This is a genomic window from Paenibacillus sp. J31R34 (assembly GCF_059383715.1).
Map to the genome: position 1 here is coordinate 223,174 of NZ_JBXENU010000010.1, position 21,126 is coordinate 244,299.

General features: G+C 56.4%; 1 protein-coding gene. It reads left to right on the plus strand.

Features of this window, described 5'->3' with window-relative positions; all coding sequences use genetic code 11:
• Nucleotides 1-19 precede the first annotated feature (19 nt).
• A complete protein-coding gene (locus AC50YG_RS25395; RefSeq protein WP_494830847.1) occupies nucleotides 20-21,028 on the plus strand; it encodes a non-ribosomal peptide synthetase in 21,009 nt (7,002 codons plus the stop codon).
• Nucleotides 21,029-21,126: the final 98 nt, after the last annotated feature.

Below are 21,126 nucleotides of genomic sequence, written 5' to 3' on the forward strand. Positions count from 1 at the left end.
GCGGGTAGAGAAGGAGACGATGAAAGTGGCATTTGAGAAGGAAGCCCTTTTTTGGAATGGAAAATTTGATGGCGAAGACGTTACACCTACGAAGCTACCCTATAACAAATCGCCAAATAACGCTGCAGCGAAGATTCAGACGATTGCCGGCGCGCTGTCTGCGGATGTATCGCAACAGATTATTCAGTTAAGCAAAGGCTCCGGCCTGGCTACATACATGATTCTATTAACGGGAGTGCAATGCCTCCTTTACAAATATACCAACGAGCAGCATATCCTGCTCGGCATGCCGGTTGTCAGCAAGTCGAACGAAACCGCGGGGCATATCAGCCCTGTTGTCATGCTCAAGGATAATTTTAGCGCGGATCAATCCTTTAAGGCTCTATTGAACCAAGTAAAGCTTTCATTGACGGAAGCGATCAAGCATCAGAACATACCGTTCCGGAAAATGACAGAACGGCTGGAGCTTGAATATATCGACGGAGTTCCTGTAGTCAACACCCTCGTTTCTTTGAAGGAAATCCACACGGCTGATGTCAGTCAGCATGTGATGACAGATATTTCATTGCAGTTCTCACTTGAGAACGGCCTAGTTCGTTACCAGCTTGAGTATAACGAGAATTTTTATCATGCATCGTTTATGACTCAGGCTATAGACCACCTGCAACGGCTGTATTCGATCGTTCTCTCTTCGCCCGAGCTTGAATTCTGTCAAGTGGATATTTTGTTTGAATCTGAGAAGCAGCAATTGCTTCACGCCTTCAACGAAACCAGCACGGAGTACCCGCGTGAACGAACGCTACATCAGTTGTTTGAGGAGCAGGCGGAGCGTATCCCGGAATCGGTGGCGGTCGTTTATGAGCAGGAGCATTTGACCTACCGGGAGCTGAATGAACGGTCGAACCGGCTGGCACGGACATTGCGCGCAAGCGGAGTGCAGGCGGACGAGCTTGTCGGTCTGATGGCAGAGCGCTCGCTGGAGATGATCGTTGGAATTATGGCGATCTTGAAAGCTGGCGGGGCTTATGTGCCGATTGATCCGGAGTATCCGGAGGAGCGCATTCACTACATGCTGGAGGATTCGGGAGCGCAGGTGCTGTTGGCTCAGCGTGGTTTGCAAACACGGGCATCCTTTGGCGGTACATGGATCGAGCTGGATGATGAGGCGTCTTATGATGAAAATGGCTCCAATCTGGAAAATGTCAACGAGCCGGAGCATCTGACCTACGTCATTTATACATCCGGCACGACCGGCAAGCCGAAGGGCAATTTGACGACCCATCGCAACATCGTTCGTGTTGTGCGCAACACCAACTACATAAACGTGACCGATAAGGACAGCGTGTTGCAATTATCAAGCTATTCCTTCGACGGATCTACGTTCGATATTTTCGGAGCGCTATTAAATGGAGCCAGGCTGATTCTAGTTCCCAAGGAAACGATGCTGGATGTAGGAAACTTGGCTGGCCTGATCGAACGGCAGCAAATTTCGGTGATGTTTATTACCACCGCATTTTTCAATGTGCTCGTAGACATGAAACCGGATTGCCTGCGCTACATTCGCGCTGTTTTGTTCGGCGGAGAACGGGTTTCCGTCAACCATGTGCGAAAAGCGCTTAAGCATCTTGGACCGGGCAAAATCAAGCATGTGTATGGACCGACGGAGAGCACGGTATTTGCGACCTGCCACGATGTGAACGAAGTGCAAGAGGATGCGATCACGATTCCGATCGGACAGCCGATCAGCAATACGGCGATCTACATCGTCGACGAACAGAACAAGCCGCAGCCGATTGGAGTAGCCGGGGAGCTGTGCGTGGCTGGCGACGGACTGGCCAGAGGCTACTTGAACCGTCCAGAGCTGACGGCGGAGAAGTTTGTGGACAACCCGTTTGCACCAGGCGAGCGGATGTACCGGACGGGCGATCTGGCCAGATGGCTGCCGGACGGCACGATTGAATATGTGGGCCGGATTGATGATCAGGTGAAGATTCGGGGCTTCCGCATCGAGCTGGGCGAGATCGAATCGTATTTGCTCAAGGTGGAGCCGATTGAAAAAGCGACGGTTGTGGTTCGTGAAACCGTCGAAGGGGAGAAGCAGCTCTGCGCCTACTTCGTAGCCGGCAGCCAGCTGGCGGCAAGTGAACTAAGAAACACCTTGTCGCAAGAGCTTCCGGGCTATATGATCCCGACGTACTTTGTGCAGCTGGAGCAGATGCCGCTGACGACGAACGGGAAGGTGGACCGTCGAGCGCTTCCGGCCCCGGAGGAAAGCATGCAGACGGGGATGGACTATGTGGCGCCGAGAACGCCGCTGGAAGCGAAGCTGGCGCTCATCTGGCAGGACGTACTCGGAGTTGAAAGGGTCGGCGTCCACGATCATTTCTTCGAGCTTGGTGGCCACTCGCTGCGCGCGACGACGCTGGTGGGCCGGATTCACAAGGAATTGAACGTCAGTCTGCCGTTAAAAGAGGTGTTTCGCTCGGCTACCGTCGAGAAGATGGCGGAAGTGCTCAAGGGGATGGCGCAGCAGGCCTACGAAGCGATTCCTCGGACGGAGGCAAGCGAGCATTACCCCGTATCGTCGGCGCAGAAGCGGCTTTATATTTTGCACCAGCTGGAAGGAGCGGAGCAAAGCTACAACATGCCAGGAGCGATGCTGCTGGAGGGAACGCTTGTGCGGGAACGGTTTGAAGCGGTGTTCCGCGGTCTGATCGCACGCCATGAGACGCTGCGCACCGGGTTCGAGATCGTTAACGGCGAACCGGTACAACGGGTATATCCCGAGGTGGATTTTGCCGTGGCGTATATGGAGGCTAGCGAGGAAGAGGCGGAACAGAAGGTGCGGGCCTTCATCCGTGCGTTCGATCTGAAGAAGCCGCCGCTCCTGCGGATAGGCTTGATCCAGCTGGCGGAAGAGCGCCATATCCTGCTCGTTGACATGCATCATATTATTTCGGACGGCGTATCTACGGATGTCCTCGTCGAAGAATTCGTCCGCCTGTACGGCGGTGAGGAGCTGCCAGAGCTGCGAATCCAGTACAAGGATTACGCGGTATGGCAGCAATCCGAAGCGCAGCGCGAGCGTCTGAACAAGCAGGGAGCCTACTGGCTGAGCCAGTTTAGCGGCGAACTGCCGGTGCTGGAGCTGCCGACGGATTATGCGCGTCCTGCTGTGCAGCGATACGATGGCCATACGCTGCAATTCCATCTGGATGCGGAGAAGAGCGAGGGCTTGAAGCGAATCGCGGCGGAAAACGGTGCGACGCTGTACATGGTGTTGCTTGCGGCGTATACGATTCTGCTGCAAAAGTATACGGGTCAGGAAGATATTGTCGTCGGCACGCCAATCGCGGGAAGGACGCATGGCGACCTGCAGCCTTTGATCGGGATGTTCGTCAATACATTGGCGCTGCGTAGCTGCCCGTCTGCAGAGAAAACCTTCCTGTCGTATCTGACGGAAGTGAAGGAAACGACCTTGGGTGCCTACGAGCACCAGGATTATCCGTTCGAGGAACTGGTGGAACAATTGCAGCTGACTCGCGACTTGAGCCGCAGTCCGCTTTTTGAAACGATGTTTTCGCTGCAAAATATTGAAAACAAGGAATTTGCTCTTGAAGGGCTTCGCCTGACGTCGTTTCCGAGTGACTACGGGATGTCAAAATTTGACCTGAGCCTTGACGTCATGGAGGACAAGGGCGGTTTGGAATGCGCTCTCGAATATGCAACCGCATTGTACAAGCAAGAAACAATAGAGCGGTTGGCGAAGCACTACGAGCAAGTGGTCGCCGCGATAGTGAACGATCCGGGCGCGAAAATCGCGTCGTTAGGCCTGCTGACGGCGGAGGAGCAGGAGCAAATTCAGCGCGTCTTCAATCCAGAGACCGCGCCGCCGCTGCTGGAGAAAACCTTCCATCACCGGTTTGAGGAGCAAGCGGAGCGGAGCCCGGAGGCGACGGCGGTGGTATACGAGGAGAAGAGGCTGACCTACCGCGAGCTGAACGAGCGTTCGAACGTTCTGGCGCGCAGCCTGCGAGCCCAAGGGGTGAAGCCGGATCAGTTGGTCGGCATTCTGGCCGATCGGTCGGTGGACCTGCTGGTCGGGGCGCTGGCGGTATGGAAGGCGGGAGGCGCCTATGTGCCGCTCGATCCGGATTACCCGGCCGACCGCATCCGTTTTATGCTGGCGGATAGCGGAGCGGAAGTGCTGCTGACACAGACGCATCTGGAGGAGCGCACGCGAGAGTGGCTGGCGGAAGAGCAGACGCTGCAGACCGTGCTGTGCTTGGACGACGAGGCGCTGTATAGCGAAGGCGCGTCGAACGACCCGAACCGGATGAATCTGGCGCACGTCAACAAGCCGAGTGATCTGGCCTATGTCATCTACACGTCGGGGACAACGGGGCGACCGAAGGGCGTCATGATTGAGCACCGCAGTCTGGTGAATACGGCGGATGGCTATCGCCGGGAGTACCGCCTGAACGAGTTCCCCGTCCGGCTGCTGCAATTGGCGAGCTTCTCCTTCGACGTGTTCGTGGGGGATATAGCGCGGACGCTGTACAACGGGGGAACGATGGTCATTTGTCCGAAGGACGACCGGATCGACCCTGCCCGGCTGTACAGCTGGATACGGGAATGCGAGATTACGATCTTCGAATCGACACCGGCGCTGATCGTGCCGTTCATGGCGTATATCACCGAGCAGGAGCTGGCGCTTCCCTCGATGCGGCTGCTGATTACGAGCTCAGACAGCTGCAGCGTGGGGGATTACCGCGAGCTGCAGGAGAAGTACGGCGAGCAGATTCGCATCATAAACGCGTATGGCGTGACGGAAGCGGCGATTGACTCGAGCTACTACGAGGAGCCGTTGGAGAAGCTGCCGGAAACGGGCAACGTGCCGATCGGCAAAGCGTGGCTGAACGCACGGTTTGCGATTGTCGATGCGCATCTGAATCCGGTGCCGGTGGGCGTGCTGGGCGAGTTGTGTATCGGAGGAGCGGGCGTGGCCCGAGGCTATTGGAATCAACCGGAGCTGACGGCGGAGAAGTTTGTGCCGAGCCCGTTCGAAGCGAGGGAGCGTCTATACCGGACGGGCGATCTGGCGCGCTGGATGCCGGACGGGAACGTGGACTTTATTGGACGGATCGACCATCAGGCGAAAATCCGGGGATACCGGATTGAGATCGGGGAGATCGAGTCGCAGCTGCTGAAAGCGGAAGGCATAGGAGAAGCGGTCGTGGTAGTGCGAGAGGACGCAGGCGGGGAGAAAGCCCTGTGCGCGTACTACACGGCGGACCATGAGCGGAAGGCAAGCGAGCTGAGAGCGGCGCTGTCGCAGGAGCTGCCGGGGTACATGATCCCGTCGTACTTTGTGCAGCTGGAGAGGCTGCCGCTCACGGCGAACGGCAAAATCGACCGCAAGGCGCTGCCGGCGCCGGAAGGCGGACAGAGCGGCGTGGAGCATGTTGCGCCACGGACAGCGCTGGAGGCGAAGCTGGCAGGTATCTGGCAGGAGGTGCTCGGGGCCGAGCAGGTCGGCGTTCAAGACAACTTCTTTGATCTCGGGGGCCACTCCTTGCGGGCAACCACGCTGGTCAGCAAAATCCACAAGGAGCTGAACGTGGAGCTGCCGCTGCGGGACGTGTTCCGCTACGCGACGGTCGAGGAAATGGCCGAAGCGATCAACCGGATGGAGCAAGCGGAGCATGTCTCCATTCCTACGGCAGAAGAAAGCGATTATTACCCGATGTCTTCGGCGCAGAAACGGCTGTATATTTTGCGCCAGATGGCGGAGGTTGAACAGAGCTACAACATGCCGGGAGCGATGCTGCTCGAAGGGGCACTCGACCGGGCACGTTTCGAAGCGGCATTCCGCGCCCTGATTGCGCGTCATGAGACGCTGCGTACTGGGTTTGAGCTGGTAGACGGCGAGCCTTTGCAGCGGATATACCCGCAGGTGGATTTTGCGGTGGAGTACAAGCAGGCAGCCAACGAAGGGGAAGCCGACGAGCTCGTGCGCGATTTTGTCCGGCCGTTTGACCTTACGAAGCCTCCGCTGCTGCGGGTCGGATTAATCGAGCTGGAGCAAAGCCGCCACATTCTGCTGTTCGACATGCATCATATTATCTCTGACGGAATCTCGACAGATGTTCTGGTGGGGGAGTTTATCTCCTTGTATGGCGGGGAACAATTGCCGCCTCTGCGCATTCAGTACAAGGATTATGCCGTGTGGCAGCAATCCGAGCCGCAGAAGGAGCGAATAAAGCAACAGGAAGTCTACTGGCTGGAGCAGCTAGGCGGGGATCTGCCCGTATTGGAAATGCCGCTTGATTACGTGCGCCCTGCGGTACAGCGGTTTAATGGGAACACGCTTCATTTCCAGATCGATTCGCAAAAGGTCGAGGGCTTGAAGCGAATGGCAGCGGAAAGCGGAGCGACGCTGTACATGGTGTTGCTTGCGGCCTATACCGTTTTACTGCAAAAGTATACAGGGCAAGAGGACATCATTGTCGGCACGCCGATTGCGGGCAGAACCCACGAAGATTTGCAGCCGCTGATCGGAATGTTCGTCAATACGTTAGCCATTCGCATGGCTCCGGCCGGGGGCAAACCGTTCCTTTCGTATCTGAAGGAAGTCAAGGAAGCTACCTTCGGAGCTTACGAGCACCAGGATTACCCGTTCGAGGAGCTGGTGGAAAAATTGCAGGTGACCCGCGATTTAAGCCGCAACCCACTCTTTGACACGATGTTTGCTCTGCAAAACACGGAAAACAAGGAGCTTGCTCTCGAAGGCCTTCATCTTAAGCCGTACCCGAGCGAGTATACGGTGGCAAAATTCGACCTGATTTTGGATGTAACGGAGGGGAATGACGGTTTGGCGTGCAGCTTGGAATACGCCACCTCCTTATATAAACGGGAAACGATTGAGCGGGTGGCCAAGCACTACGAGCAGCTGCTCGAAGCCATTGTGTCTTCTCCAGAGGCGACCATTGCGGTGCTCGGTATGCTGACTGCGCAAGAAGAGAACCAGCTTCACCGCGTGTTCAACAAGACGGCGGCGGCTTATCCTGCCGGGGCGACTATCCATCAATTGATCGAGGAGCAGGCAGAGCGCACGCCGGATCATGCGGCTGTCGTATTTGAGGGCAATCAGCTTTCGTATAGGGAGTTGAACGAACGGGCCAATCGGCTGGCGCGGACATTGAGAGCGGAGGGCGTGCAGGCGGACGAGCCGGTCGGCATTATGCTGGAGCGATCCTTGGAGATGATCGTCGGAATACTCGCGGTCTTAAAAGCCGGGGGCGCGTATGTGCCAATTGATGCCGAATATCCGGAGGAACGCATCCGTTATATGCTAGAGGATTGCGGTGCGAAGCTGATGCTGGTGCAAAGTCGTCTTCGGGATCGCGTGGCTTTTGCTGGAAAATACGTCATTGTGGATGACGAGCAGTCATACGGCGGGGATAGCTCGAATCTTGAGCCGGTAGTCGGGCCGAATCATTTGGCTTATGTGATTTATACGTCAGGAACAACGGGCAAGCCCAAAGGGGTTATGGTAGAACATCACGGGCTTTGCAGCCTGAAGCTGATGTTTAAGAACACCTTGGGAATTACCGATCAGGACCGGGTCGTCCAATTCGCGAGCCTTTCCTTCGACGCGGCGTGCTGGGAAATCTATAAAGCCCTGTTCTTCGGAGCAACCTTGTACATCCCGACGGCTGCGACGATTCTGGATTATCAATTGTTCGAAGCCTACATGAATGAAAACGGGATTACAGCGGCAATTCTGCCTCCTACCTATGTGACCTACCTGAATCCGGAGCATATGCCGAGCTTCAAGAAGCTAATCACAGGAGGCTCGGCGGTATCTGTTGAGCTTGTGAACCAGTGGAAGGACAAGGTGATGTATTTCAATGCCTATGGGCCAACTGAAGCCTCCATTGTAACGTCGGTTTGGGCGGCTCCGTCAAGCGTGTTCGAGCAAAAGTCTGTGCCAATCGGCCGTCCGATTGCGAACCATCGGATCTACATTTTGGATGCGTACAATCAACCGCTGCCCGTCGGCGTGGCCGGCGAATTATGCATTGCGGGCGTCGGGCTGGCGCGCGGCTACTTGAACCGTCCCGAGCTGACGGCAGAGAAGTTCGTGGATAATCCGTTCGCGCCGGGAGAGAGAATGTACCGGACGGGTGACTTGACCAGATGGCTGCCTGACGGCAATATCGAATATTTGGGACGGATCGACCATCAGGTGAAAATTCGCGGTTACCGCATCGAGCTTGGCGAGATCGAGGAGCAATTTTTGAAGGTGGAGCATGTTCAAGAAGCGATTGTGCTTGCGCGCGAGGACGAGAGTGGACAAAACCAGCTTTGTGCCTACTTTGTGGCGCACGGGGAGCTTACGGCAAGCGAGCTGAGGTTAAAGCTGTCGCAGGAGCTGCCGGGCTACATGATTCCGTCCTACTTTGTGCAGTTGGAGCGGATGCCGCTCACTGCGAGCGGGAAGATCGACCGCAAGGCGCTGCCCGCTCCAGAAGGAAACGTGCACACCGGCGGTGAGTATGTCGCGCCTAGAACCGAGGAGGAAAAAGCGCTTGCGGCTGTATGGAAGGCGGTACTTGGAGCGGAGCGCATCAGCGTGACGGATCATTTCTTCGAGCTTGGCGGCGATTCCATTAAATCGATTCAGGTTTCGTCACGTCTGCATCAGGCTGGCTACAAGCTGGAAATTCGCGATTTGTTCAAATACCCGACTGTTGCCCAACTGGGACGGCACATCAGGCCGATTGCCAGAATGGCCGATCAGGGCGAGGTGGCCGGAGAGGTTGCGTTAGCGCCAATCCAGCGCTGGTTTTTTGAACAGCAATTTGCCGACCCGCACCACTTTAACCAATCGGTCATGCTTCATCGCAAGGAAGGCTTCAACGAAACGGCGATTCGCAAGGTGCTTCAAAGAATTGTTGAGCATCACGACGCGCTGCGTATCGTATTCCGCCAGACGGAAAACGGAGTTTCGGCTTGGAACCGGGGAGTGGAGGAAGGAGAGCTTTACAGTCTGGAAGTGGTCGACTTCAAGGGAATAGAAGCGGCGGCGTACGAAAAGGTGATCGAAGCCAAAGCAAGCGACATTCAGAGCAGCATTGATCTGGAGTCGGGCCCGTTGGTAAAAGCCGGGTTGTTCCACGGTGAGGATGGGGATCATTGGCTTATCGCGATACACCATGGCGTCATCGACGGCGTATCGTGGCGCATCCTGCTTGAGGATATCGCGTCTGGGTATGAGCAAGCCGTGAAGGGAGAGGAGATCCGTCTTCCGGCGAAGACCGATTCGTATCGTGCTTGGTCAGGGCAGCTTTCGACATACGCGCAAAGTTCGGCCATGGACAAAGAAGAGGCCTATTGGCAGCGCGTTGCACATACAGCTGTGCCGCCGCTGCCGAAGAATCAGGAAGCGGAGCTCTCCTTACAGGAGGATAGCGAAACAATAACGATTCAGTGGAGCGCGGGAGAAACGGAGCTGCTGCTCAAGCAAGTTCATAAAGCGTATAACACCGAAATGAACGACATCTTGCTGACGGCGCTGGGAACGGCGATTCAGAAGTGGAGCTGTCATGACCGGGTGCTGGTGAATCTGGAAGGTCACGGCCGTGAATCTATCTTGCCGGATATCGATATTACGCGTACCGTGGGTTGGTTTACAAGCAAATATCCGGTATTGCTGGAGATGGACCCAGGCAAGGATGTGTCCTACCGGATCAAGAAGACGAAGGAAGATTTGCGTCAGATCCCGAACAGAGGGATCGGGTACGGCATATGCCGGTATTTGTCGGAGCACGCGACGGAAGACGTATGGGGAGTGACACCGCAGATCAGTTTCAACTACTTGGGTCAGTTTGATCAAGATCTGCAAAACAATGAGCTTGGCATATCGCGGTTTGCAGGTGGGGCGCAGTGGAGCGGCAAGCAAGCCCGAAGCTACGCGCTGGACATTAACGGAATGATTGCGGACGGTTCGCTGACGCTGGACCTCGGCTATAGCGGCAAGGAATACCGTAGGGAAACGATGGAGAAGCTGGCTTCATTCCTGCAGGAGAGCCTTCTGGAACTAATCGCTCATTGCGTGGCGAAGGATCGGACGGAACTGACACCAAACGATGTGCAGCTTAAGGGATTGAGCTTAGAGGAACTGGAGCAGCTCGCGGAACAAACACGCCATCTCGGGCAGATCGACAACATCTACGCGCTTACGCCTATGCAGAAGGGGATGTGGTTCCACAGCGCCATGGACCCGGATGCCGGTGCATATTTTGAGCAGGCGCGATTTACCTTGCGAGGAACGCTCAATATCGAAACGTTTGCGAAAAGCTGGGAGGAGCTGGCGGTCCGTCATGCCGTACTGCGGACCAATTTCTACAGCGGCTGGAACGGGGAACCGATGCAAATCGTGTTCCGAGACAAGCGGATCGGATTTGCTTACAAGGACCTTGCTGGTCTTCATGCGTCCGAGCAGCAAGCGCAGATCGACCAATTAGAGCAAGACGATAAAGCTCGCGGATTTGATTTGCAGCGGGATGCGCTGGCACGCGTAACGGTCATCCGTACAGAAGCGGAAAGCTGCCAGGTGCTTTGGAGCTTCCATCACATTCTGATGGACGGCTGGTGCTTGCCGCAGTTGACGAAAGAGCTGTTTGAAACGTATTCCGCCTACGTTCAGGGTCCTGAGCGGGAAGATGCTGCGGAGCGGAACCTAACGCCAGTCTACAGCCATTATATTGAGTGGCTGGAACGGCAGGACAAGGAAGCAGCGTCCCACTATTGGGACGAGTACTTGGCAGGCTACGAGGGGCAGACCCTACTGCCGCAGGCCAAGACGGAGGAAAGAAGCCCATGGTATGCCTTGGAGCGCATCGTATGCGATTTGGGCAACAGCCTGAGCGAACGGATGAGCCGTGTCGCAAAGCGGTATCAGGTGACGGTCAATACGCTCATGCAAGCGGCATGGGGCATCATTCTGCAGAAATATAACGGAACAGGTGATGTGGTATTCGGAAATGTCGTATCGGGAAGACCGGCGGAAATTCCGGGGATTGAAGAGATGATCGGACTATTCATTAACACGATCCCGCTGCGCGTCACTTCCGAACCGGATACGAGCTTTGCCGAAGTGATGGGAAGACTGCAGGAGCAGGCGTTGGAATCTGGTCGTTACGATTATTATCCGCTGTACGAAATTCAGGCGATGAGCACACAAAAGCAGAATCTGATCAGCCATATCATGGCGTTTGAGAACTACCCGGTCGATGAGCAGATGAAGCAAGCCGGACATGAAGACGGCGGAAAGCTTTCGATTGCGGATGTTGAAATGGCAGAGCATACGAACTATGACTTCACACTGACGGTGCTCCCAGGAGACAACATTCAACTGCATCTGGACTACAATGCCAATGTGTTTGATCGGGCGGGAATGGAGCGCTTGAAGGGGCATCTGGTCTACGTCTTCGAACAAATCGTCGAAAATCCGCTGGCCGCTGTAGGAGAACTGGAGCTTGCGACAGCCGGGGAGAAAGCCGAGATTGTAGAGCAGTTTAATAATACGGCGACGGTGTATCCACGGGAGAAGACGCTTCACCAGCTGATTGAGGAACAGGCGCAGCGTCTCCCGGATGCAGTGGCGCTTGTGTTTGAGAACCGGCAGTGGACCTACGGTGAACTGAATGAGCGGGCCAATCGGCTGGCGAGGACGCTGCGTTCCCACGGAGTCGGCGAGGACCGTTTGGTGGCTCTGATGGCGGAGCGATCCATGGAAATGATTGTGGGCATGCTGGCGATTCTAAAAGCTGGAGGAGCCTACGTGGCGATCGACCCGGAATATCCGGAAGAACGCATCCGCTACATGATCGAGGATTCGGGAGCGCATGTGATGCTGGCACAGCGCCAGTTGCGCGAGCGGATTCCGACACAGAGCACACTAGTCTTCCTGGACGATGAGCAATCGTACAGCAACGACGGCTCCAATCTGGAGCACAGCAACGAAGCGACTGACTTGGTGTGCGTCATTTACACGTCCGGAACGACCGGCAAGCCGAAAGGCAATCTAACCACTCATCGCAACCTGATGCGAATTGTTCGGAATACAAACTATATTGAGATTACAGATCAGGATCATGTGCTCCAGTTGTCCAGCTACTCCTTCGACGGGTCGGCCTTTGATATTTTCGGGGCTTTAACCAATGGAGCTAGACTGGTTCTGGTGCCAAAAGAAACGATGCTGGACGTCGAGCAATTGGCGGGGCTAATCGAAACGCAGCACATTTCGGTGATGCTCATTACAACAGCTTTCTTTAATGTGCTTGTGGACGTGAATGTCCATTGCTTGCGCCATCTTAGAGTGATTTTGTTCGGGGGCGAACGGGTTTCCGTCAGTCATGTCCGCAAAGCGCTCAGCTATATCGGGCCCGGCAAACTCAAGCATGCATACGGTCCTTCGGAAAGCGCGGTTTATACAACCTGGTTGGACGTGAATGAGGTGAGCCAGGATGCCGTGAACATCCCAATTGGACAGCCGCTCAGCAACACGACGGTCTACATCGTTGACGCACGGAACAAGCTGCAGCCGATTGGAGTCGCCGGGGAGTTGTGCGTAGGGGGAGAAGGATTGGTTCGAGGCTACTTGAACCGTCCAGAGCTAACGGCGGAGAAGTTTGTGGACAACCCGTTTGCACCAGGTGAGCGGATGTACCGGACGGGCGACTTAGCTAGATGGCTGCCGGACGGCACGATTGAGTATGTGGGCCGGATTGATGATCAGGTGAAAATTCGGGGCTTCCGCATCGAGCTGGGCGAGATCGAATCGCATTTGCTCAAGGTGGAGCCGATTGAAAAAGCGACGGTCGTGGTTCGTGAAACCACCGAAGGGGAGAAGCAGCTCTGCGCGTACTTCGTAGCTGGCAGCAAGCTGGCGGCAAGCGAACTAAGAAACACGCTGTCGCAAGAGCTTCCGGGCTATATGATCCCGACGTACTTTGTGCAGCTGGAGCAGATGCCGCTGACGACCAACGGGAAGGTGGATCGCCGAGCGCTTCCGGCCCCGGAGGAAAGCATGCAGACGGGGATGGACTATGTGGCGCCGAGAACGTCGCTGGAAGCGAAGCTGGCACTCATCTGGCAGGACGTGCTTGGAGTGGGCAGGGTCGGCGTCCACGATAATTTCTTCGAGCTTGGTGGCCACTCGCTGCGCGCGACGACACTGGTGGGCCGGATTCACAAGGAATTGAACGTCAGTCTGCCGTTAAAAGAGGTGTTTCGCTCGGCTACCGTCGAGAAGATGGCGGAAGCGCTCGAGGGGATGGCGCAGCAGGCCTACGAAGCGATTCCTCGGACGGAGGCAAGCGAGCATTACCCCGTATCGTCGGCGCAGAAGCGTCTTTATATTTTGCACCAGCTGGAAGGAGCGGAGCAAAGTTACAACATGCCAGGAGCGATGCTGCTAGAGGGAGTGCTGGAGCAGGAACGGTTTGAAGCGGTGTTCCGCGCTCTGATCGCACGCCATGAGACGCTGCGCACCGGGTTCGAGATCGTAAACGGCGAACCGGTACAACGGGTATATCCAGAGGCGAATTTTGCCGTGGAGTATATGGCGGCTAGCGAAGAAGAGGCGGAACGGAAGGTGCGGGCCTTCATCCGTGCGTTCGATCTGAAGAAGCCGCCGCTCCTGCGGATAGGCTTGATCCAACTGGCGGAAGAACGCCACATCCTGCTCGTTGACATGCATCATATTATCTCGGACGGCGTATCTACGGATGTCCTCGTCGAAGAATTCGTCCGCCTGTACGGTGGCGAGGAGCTTCCTGAGCTGCGGATACAGTACAAGGATTACGCGGTATGGCAGCAATCCGAAGCGCAGCGCGAGCGTCTGAACAAGCAGGGAGCCTACTGGCTGAGCCAGTTTAGCGGCGAACTGCCGGTGCTGGAGCTGCCGACAGATTATGCGCGTCCCGCCGTGCAGCGATACGATGGCCATACGCTGCAGTTCCATATGAATGCCGAGAAGAGCGAGGGGTTGAAGCGAATAGCGGCGGAAAACGGCGCGACGCTGTACATGGTATTGCTTGCGGCGTATACGATCCTGCTGCAAAAGTACACGGGCCAGGAAGATATTGTCGTCGGTACGCCAATCGCGGGAAGAACACACGGTGATCTGCAGCCCTTGATCGGGATGTTCGTCAATACACTGGCGCTGCGCAACAGCCCGGCCGGAGAGAAAACCTTCCTGTCGTATCTGGCGGAAGTGAAGGAAACGACCTTGGGTGCCTACGAGCACCAGGATTATCCGTTCGAAGAACTGGTGGACAAATTGCAGCTGACCCGCGATTTGAGCCGCAGTCCGCTCTTTGAAACGATGTTTTCGCTGCAAAATATTGAAAACAAGGAATTTGCTCTCGAAGGGCTTCGCCTGACGTCGTTTCCGAGTGACTACGGGATGTCAAAATTTGACCTGAGTCTGGACATCATGGAAGGCAGCGACGGTTTAGAATGCGCCCTCGAATACGCAACCGCGTTGTACAAACCAGAAACAGTAGAGCGGTTAGCGAAGCACTACGAGCAATTGGTCGCCGCGATTGTGAACGATCCGGGCGCGAAAATCGCGTCGTTAGGCATGCTGACGGCGGAGGAGCAGGAGCAGATTCAGCGGGTATTCAATCCAGAGACCGCACCGCCGCTGCTGGAGAAAACCTTCCATCACCGGTTTGAGGAACAAGCGGAGCGGAGCCCGGAGGCGACGGCCGTGGTGTACGAGGAGAAGCAGCTGACCTACCGCGAGCTGAACGAGCGTTCGAACGGTCTGGCGCGTAGCCTGCGGGCTCAAGGGGTGAAGCCGGATCAACTGGTCGGCATTCTGGCCGATCGGTCGGTGGACATGCTGGTCGGGGTGCTGGCGGTATGGAAGGCGGGAGGCGCTTATGTGCCGCTCGATCCGGATTACCCGTCCGACCGGATCCGGTTTATGCTGGAGGACAGCGGAGCGGAAGTGCTGCTGACACAGACGCATCTAGAGGAGCGCACGCGGGAGTGGCTGGCGGAAGAGCAGACGCTGCAGGCCGTGCTGTGCTTGGACAACGAGGCGCTGTATAGCGAAGGGCTGTACAGCGAAGGCGCGTCGAACGACCCGAACCGGATGAATCTGGTGAACGTCAACAAGCCGAGTGATCTGGCCTATGTGATCTATACGTCGGGGACGACCGGACGGCCGAAGGGCGTCATGATCGAGCACCGCAGTCTGGTGAATACGGCGGATGGCTATCGCCGGGAGTACCGCCTGAACGAGTTCCCCGTCCGGCTGCTGCAATTAGCGAGCTTCTCCTTCGACGTGTTCGTGGGGGATATAGCGCGGACGCTGTACAACGGGGGAACGATGGTCATTTGTCCGAAGGACGACCGGATCGACCCTTCTCGGCTGTACGGCTGGATACGGGAATGCGAGATTACGGTCTTCGAATCGACGCCGGCGCTGATCGTGCCGTTCATGGCGTATATCGCCGAGCAGGAACTGGCGCTTCCCTCGATGCGGCTGCTGATTACGAGCTCAGACAGCTGCAGCGTGGGGGATTACCGCGAGCTGCAGGAGAGATACGGCGGGCAAATCCGCATCATAAACGCCTACGGAGTGACGGAAGCGGCGATCGACTCGAGCTACTACGAGGAGCCGTTGGAGAAGCTGCCGGAAGCAGGAAACGTGCCGATCGGCAAGGCGTGGCTGAACGCACGGTTTGCGATTGTCGATGCGCATCTGAATCCGGTGCCGGTGGGCGTGCTGGGCGAGTTGTGTATCGGAGGAGCGGGCGTGGCCCGAGGCTATTGGAATCAACCGGAGCTGACGGCGGAGAAGTTTGTGCCGCGCCCGTTTGAAGCGAGGGAGCGTCTATACCGGACGGGGGATCTGGCGCGCTGGATGCCGGACGGGAACGTGGACTTTATCGGACGGATCGACCATCAGGCGAAAATCCGGGGATACCGGATCGAGATCGGGGAGATCGAGTCGCAGCTGCTGAAAGCGGAAGGCATAGGGGAAGCGGTCGTGGTGGTGCGAGAGGACGCAGGAGGGGAGAAAGCCCTGTGCGCGTACTACACGGCGGAGAATGAGCGAAAGGCAAGCGAGCTGAGAGCGGCGTTGTCGCAGGAGCTGCCGGGGTATATGATCCCGTCGTACTTTGTGCAGCTGGAGAGGCTGCCGCTCACCGCGAACGGCAAAATCGACCGGAAGGCGCTGCCGGCGCCGGAAGGCGGTCAGAGTGGCGTGGAGCATATCGCGCCACGGACAGCGCTGGAGGCGAAGCTGGTAGGCATCTGGCAGGAGGTACTCGGGGCTGAGCAGGTCGGCGTCCGAGACAACTTCTTTGATCTCGGGGGCCACTCCTTGCGGGCGACCACGCTGGTCAGCAAGATCCACAAGGAGCTGAACGTGGATCTGCCACTGCGGGACGTGTTCCGCCACGCTACGGTCGAGGAAATGGCCGAAGCCATCAACCGGATGGAGCAGCGGCAATATGCCTCCATTCCGGTGGCTAGGGATCAGGAGTATTATCCTTTATCCTCCACGCAGAAACGGATGTACATTTTGCACCAGATGGAAGAAGCCGAGCAAAGCTACAACATGCCGGGAGCGATGCTGCTCGAAGGGGCACTCGACCGGGAATGGTTCGAAGCGTCGTTCGGTGCTCTGATTGCGCGTCATGAATCGCTGCGCACCGGGTTTGAGCTGGTAGACGGCGAGCCGGTACAGCGGATATACCCGCAGGTGGATTTTGCGGTGGAGTACAAGCAGGTCGCTAACGAACGGGAAGCCGACGAGCTTGTCCGCGAATTTGTTCGGTCGTTTGACCTTACGAAGCCTCCGCTGCTGCGGGTCGGATTGATCGAGCTGGAGCAGCACCGCCACATTCTGCTGTTCGACATGCATCATATTATCTCGGATGGCGTGTCGATGGAGATCTTGGTGGCGGAGTTTGTCCGCTTGTACGGCGGGGAAGAACTGTCGCCTCTGCTCATTCAGTACAAGGATTATGCCGTGTGGCAGCAGTCCGAGTCGCAGCAGGATAGGATGAAGCGTCAGGAGGCGTACTGGCTGGAGCAGTTCAGCGGGGAGCTTCCGGTGCTCGAGATGCCGACGGATTTCGCTCGTCCTGTATTCCGCAGCTTCAAAGGAGACACGTACGAGTTCGTGATCGACGCGCGGAAGAGTGTGGCCTTGCGGCAGCTTGCCGCTGAATCGGGGGCCACGTTGTATATGGTGCTTCTAGCCCTTTATACCACACTGCTTCATAAATATTCCGGCCAAGAAGACATCATCGTAGGCACGCCAATTGCAGGCAGAAGTCACGGCGATTTGGAGCCGCTGATCGGGATGTTTGTCAACACGCTGGCGATTCGCAGCTATCCGTTAGGGGAGAAATCATTCCGCTCCTTCCTAAAGGAAATACAAGAAACGACCATGCAGGCCTATGAACACCAGGATTACCCGTTCGAGGAATTGGTGGAAAAAGTACGGGTGTCTCGCGATGTAAGCCGCAATCCGCTCTTTGACACGCTTCTGGTCATGCAAAACGTGGAAGAAGGGGAATTTGCTATCGACGGGCTGCGCTTGGCACCTTTCGCGAACGAACGGTCTATAGCGAAGTTTGATCTGACGCTGGAAATCGCAGAGGATGCCGACAAGCTGGTATGCGGCATCGAATACACGACGGCGTTATACACGAGGGAGACGGTGGAACGGTTGGCGAAGCATTTCGACCGGTTGATTGAGAGCGTCATCCAGACCCCGTCGGCGCCCCTTGGAACGCTGGATATGGTGACATCGGAAGAGACGATTCAACTGCTTACCGTATTCAACGATACGGAAGCGGATTACCCGAGAGAGAAGACGATTCACGAGTTGTTCGAGGAGCAGGCGGAGCGTCATCCGGATGCGGTCGCGGTCGAGTACGAGGACGAGCGTCTGACGTACCGCGAGCTGAATGAGCGGTCGAATCGTCTGGCGCGTACCCTGCGCAGCCAAGGTGTAGGGGCGGATCAGCTGGTGGGCATTATGGCTGAACGATCTCCTTCCATGGTGATCGGGATTCTTGCGATTCTGAAGGCGGGTGGGGCGTATGTGCCGATCGATCCGGAGTATCCGGAGGAGCGCATTCGCTACATGCTGGATGATTCGGGAGCCAGTGTGCTGCTGCTGCAAGCGCATTTGCGGGACAAAGCGACCTTTGCAGGCGTCTGCCTGCTCCTGGATGACGAGCAGACCTACGCAGCGGACAGCGCGAGCCTAGCCTCGGTTAACCAGCCGAACGATCTGGCCTATGTGATCTATACCTCGGGAACGACGGGCAAGCCGAAAGGCACCTTAATCGAACACAAGAACGTCGTCCGGCTGCTGTTCAACAGCAAGAACCGGTTCGACTTCGGCTCTTCTGATACGTGGACGTTGTTCCACTCGTTCTGCTTCGACTTCTCGGTGTGGGAAATGTACGGGGCGCTGCTGTACGGGGGCAAGCTGGTGATTGTGCCGCCGATGACGGCGAAACAGCCGGCACAGTTCCTGCAGCTGCTGAAGGAGCGAGGAGTGACGATCCTGAACCAGACGCCGACGTATTTCTACCAGCTGCTTCGCGAAGCGCTGGCGGAGAGTGGGCAGACGCTGAGCCTTCGAAAGGTCATCTTCGGAGGAGAGGCGCTGGCGCCGCAGCAGCTGAAGGACTGGAGGAAGCGTTACCCGGCAACGCAGTTGATCAATATGTACGGGATCACCGAAACGACGGTACACGTGACCTACAAGGAAATCACGGAGGTGGAAATCGCCGAGGGGAGAAGCAATATCGGAAGACCGATCCCGACGCTGAAGGTGTATGTGCTGGATGGCAACCGCCGATGCGTGCCGGCGGGAGTGGCAGGGGAGATGTATGTGGCCGGAGAAGGTCTGGCGCGCGGGTACTTGAACCGCCCAGAGCTGACGGCGGAGAAATTCGTGGACGATCCGTTTACGCCAGGAGAGCGAATGTACCGCTCGGGGGATCTGGCGAGATGGCTGCCGGACGGCAACATCGAATACATGGGACGGATCGACCATCAAGTGAAGATACGCGGTTACCGGATCGAGCTTGGGGAAGTGGAAGCGCAGCTGTTGAAGGTAGAGTCGGTGCAGGAAGTAATCGTGATGGCGCGCGAGGATGAAAGCGGGGAGAAGCAGCTGTGCGCGTACGTGGTAGCGGACAAACTGCTGACGGTGAGCGAGCTAAGAGGAAGGCTGTCGCAGGAGATGCCGGGGTACATGATTCCGTCGTACTTCGTGCAGCTGGAGAAGATGCCGCTGACGTCGAACGGGAAGACGGACCGCAAGGCGCTGCCGGCGCCGGAGGGAAGCTTGAATACTGGTGCGGAATACATCGCGCCCCGTACACCGCTGGAAGAGCAGCTCGTGCGGATTTGGCAAGAGGTGCTTGGAGCTGAAAGGATCGGAGTGATGGACAATTTCTTCGATCTGGGCGGCCACTCCCTTCGTGCGACTGCGTTGGTAAGCCAGCTCTATAAAGAGATGAACGTCAATCTGCCGCTGCGGGACGTATTCCGGCTCCCGACCATTGAGGAGATGGCGAAAGCGATCGCCGACATGGCGCAAATGACCTATGCATCCATACCGGCCGTTGAGGAAAGGGCGTACTACCCGCTATCCTCGGCGCAAAAGCGGCTTTACATTCTGCATCAACTGGAAGGCGCGGAACAAAGCTACAACATGCCGGAATTCATGACGCTTGAAGGTCCGCTGAATCGTGAGCGGTTTGAAGAGTCGTTTAGGAAGCTGATCGCACGGCATGAGATTTTGCGCACCGGCTTTGAGATGGTGCACGGCGAACCGGTACAGCGGGTGCACGCGCAAGTGGAATTTGAGGTGGAGTATGGGCAGGCTGATGAAGAAGATGTCGAAGATATTGTCCGCGGTTTCGTCCGCACCTTTGATTTGAAGCATCCGCCTCTGCTTCGCGTAGAACTCGTCGAGCTGGAGCCGGAGCGCCATCTGCTGATGGTGGACATACATCACTTAATTTCCGACGGTGCCTCTATGGGGATTTTGGTGGATGAATGGTCCCGACTCTATGCAGGCGAGGAGCTCCCCGCTTTGCGGATTCAGTACAAGGATTTTGCCGTATGGCAGCAGCACGAGGCGCAGCGCGAGCGCATGAATAAGCAGGAGGGATATTGGCTGCAGGCGTTCGAAGGGGAACTGCCTGTGGCAGATTTGCCAACGGATTATGAACGGCCTTCTGTTCGAAGCTTTGAAGGAGCACATGTCGAATTCGAAGTCGATTCCGAGCTTGCACGGCAATTAAACCAATTGGCGGCAACCCGCGGGAGCACGCTGTATATGGTTCTCCTATCCGCCTATAACGTGCTGCTCTCCAAATACAGCGGCCAGAAAGACATCATTGTGGGGACGCCTGTCGCAGGAAGAACACATCCGGATTTGGAGCCGCTGCTCGGGATGTTTGTCAACACGCTTGCCATCCGCAATTATCCGGCGGGAGACAAGACGTTTGCTTCCTTCCTGGAAGAAGTCAAAGAAACGACCTTGGGTGCATTCGAGCATCAAGACTATCCTTTCGAAGAGCTTGTAGAACGGTTGAATGTGAAACGGGACGCAAGCCGCAATCCGGTGTTCGACACGATGTTTGTCATGCAGAATACCGAGGATCGTGAGGCCCGGTTTGAAGCGCTGCACTTGACCCCGTACGTTCTTGACCATACGAATGATGCGAAATTCGATCTTTCATTGTTTGTAGCGGAAGATAACGGAGTCATCACGGGCGGCTTCCAGTACTGCGCTAAGCTGTTCAAACCGGCGATGATTCATAAAATGTTGAAGGATTTCCTGTTCGTGTTGTCACAGATTTGTGAAGACCCGAACATCCCATTAAACCAAATCCAATGTCATGCGCCTTCGGCAAGCCGCAAAGGCTCGTTGGAGGACATTGAATTTGCATTCTAGACAGAACCGAAGAAATACACCGTCTATACCCGAAATATACCCGAAAGAGTGTGTGTCTGCCTTGTTCCGGGGGCACACACTCCGGGTTTTGTCTGACA

Coding starts and splice junctions, on each gene's coding strand:
- AC50YG_RS25395 (WP_494830847.1), top strand. CDS start 20: ATGAAAGTGGCATTTGAGAAGGAAGCCCTTTTTTGGAATGGAAAATTT.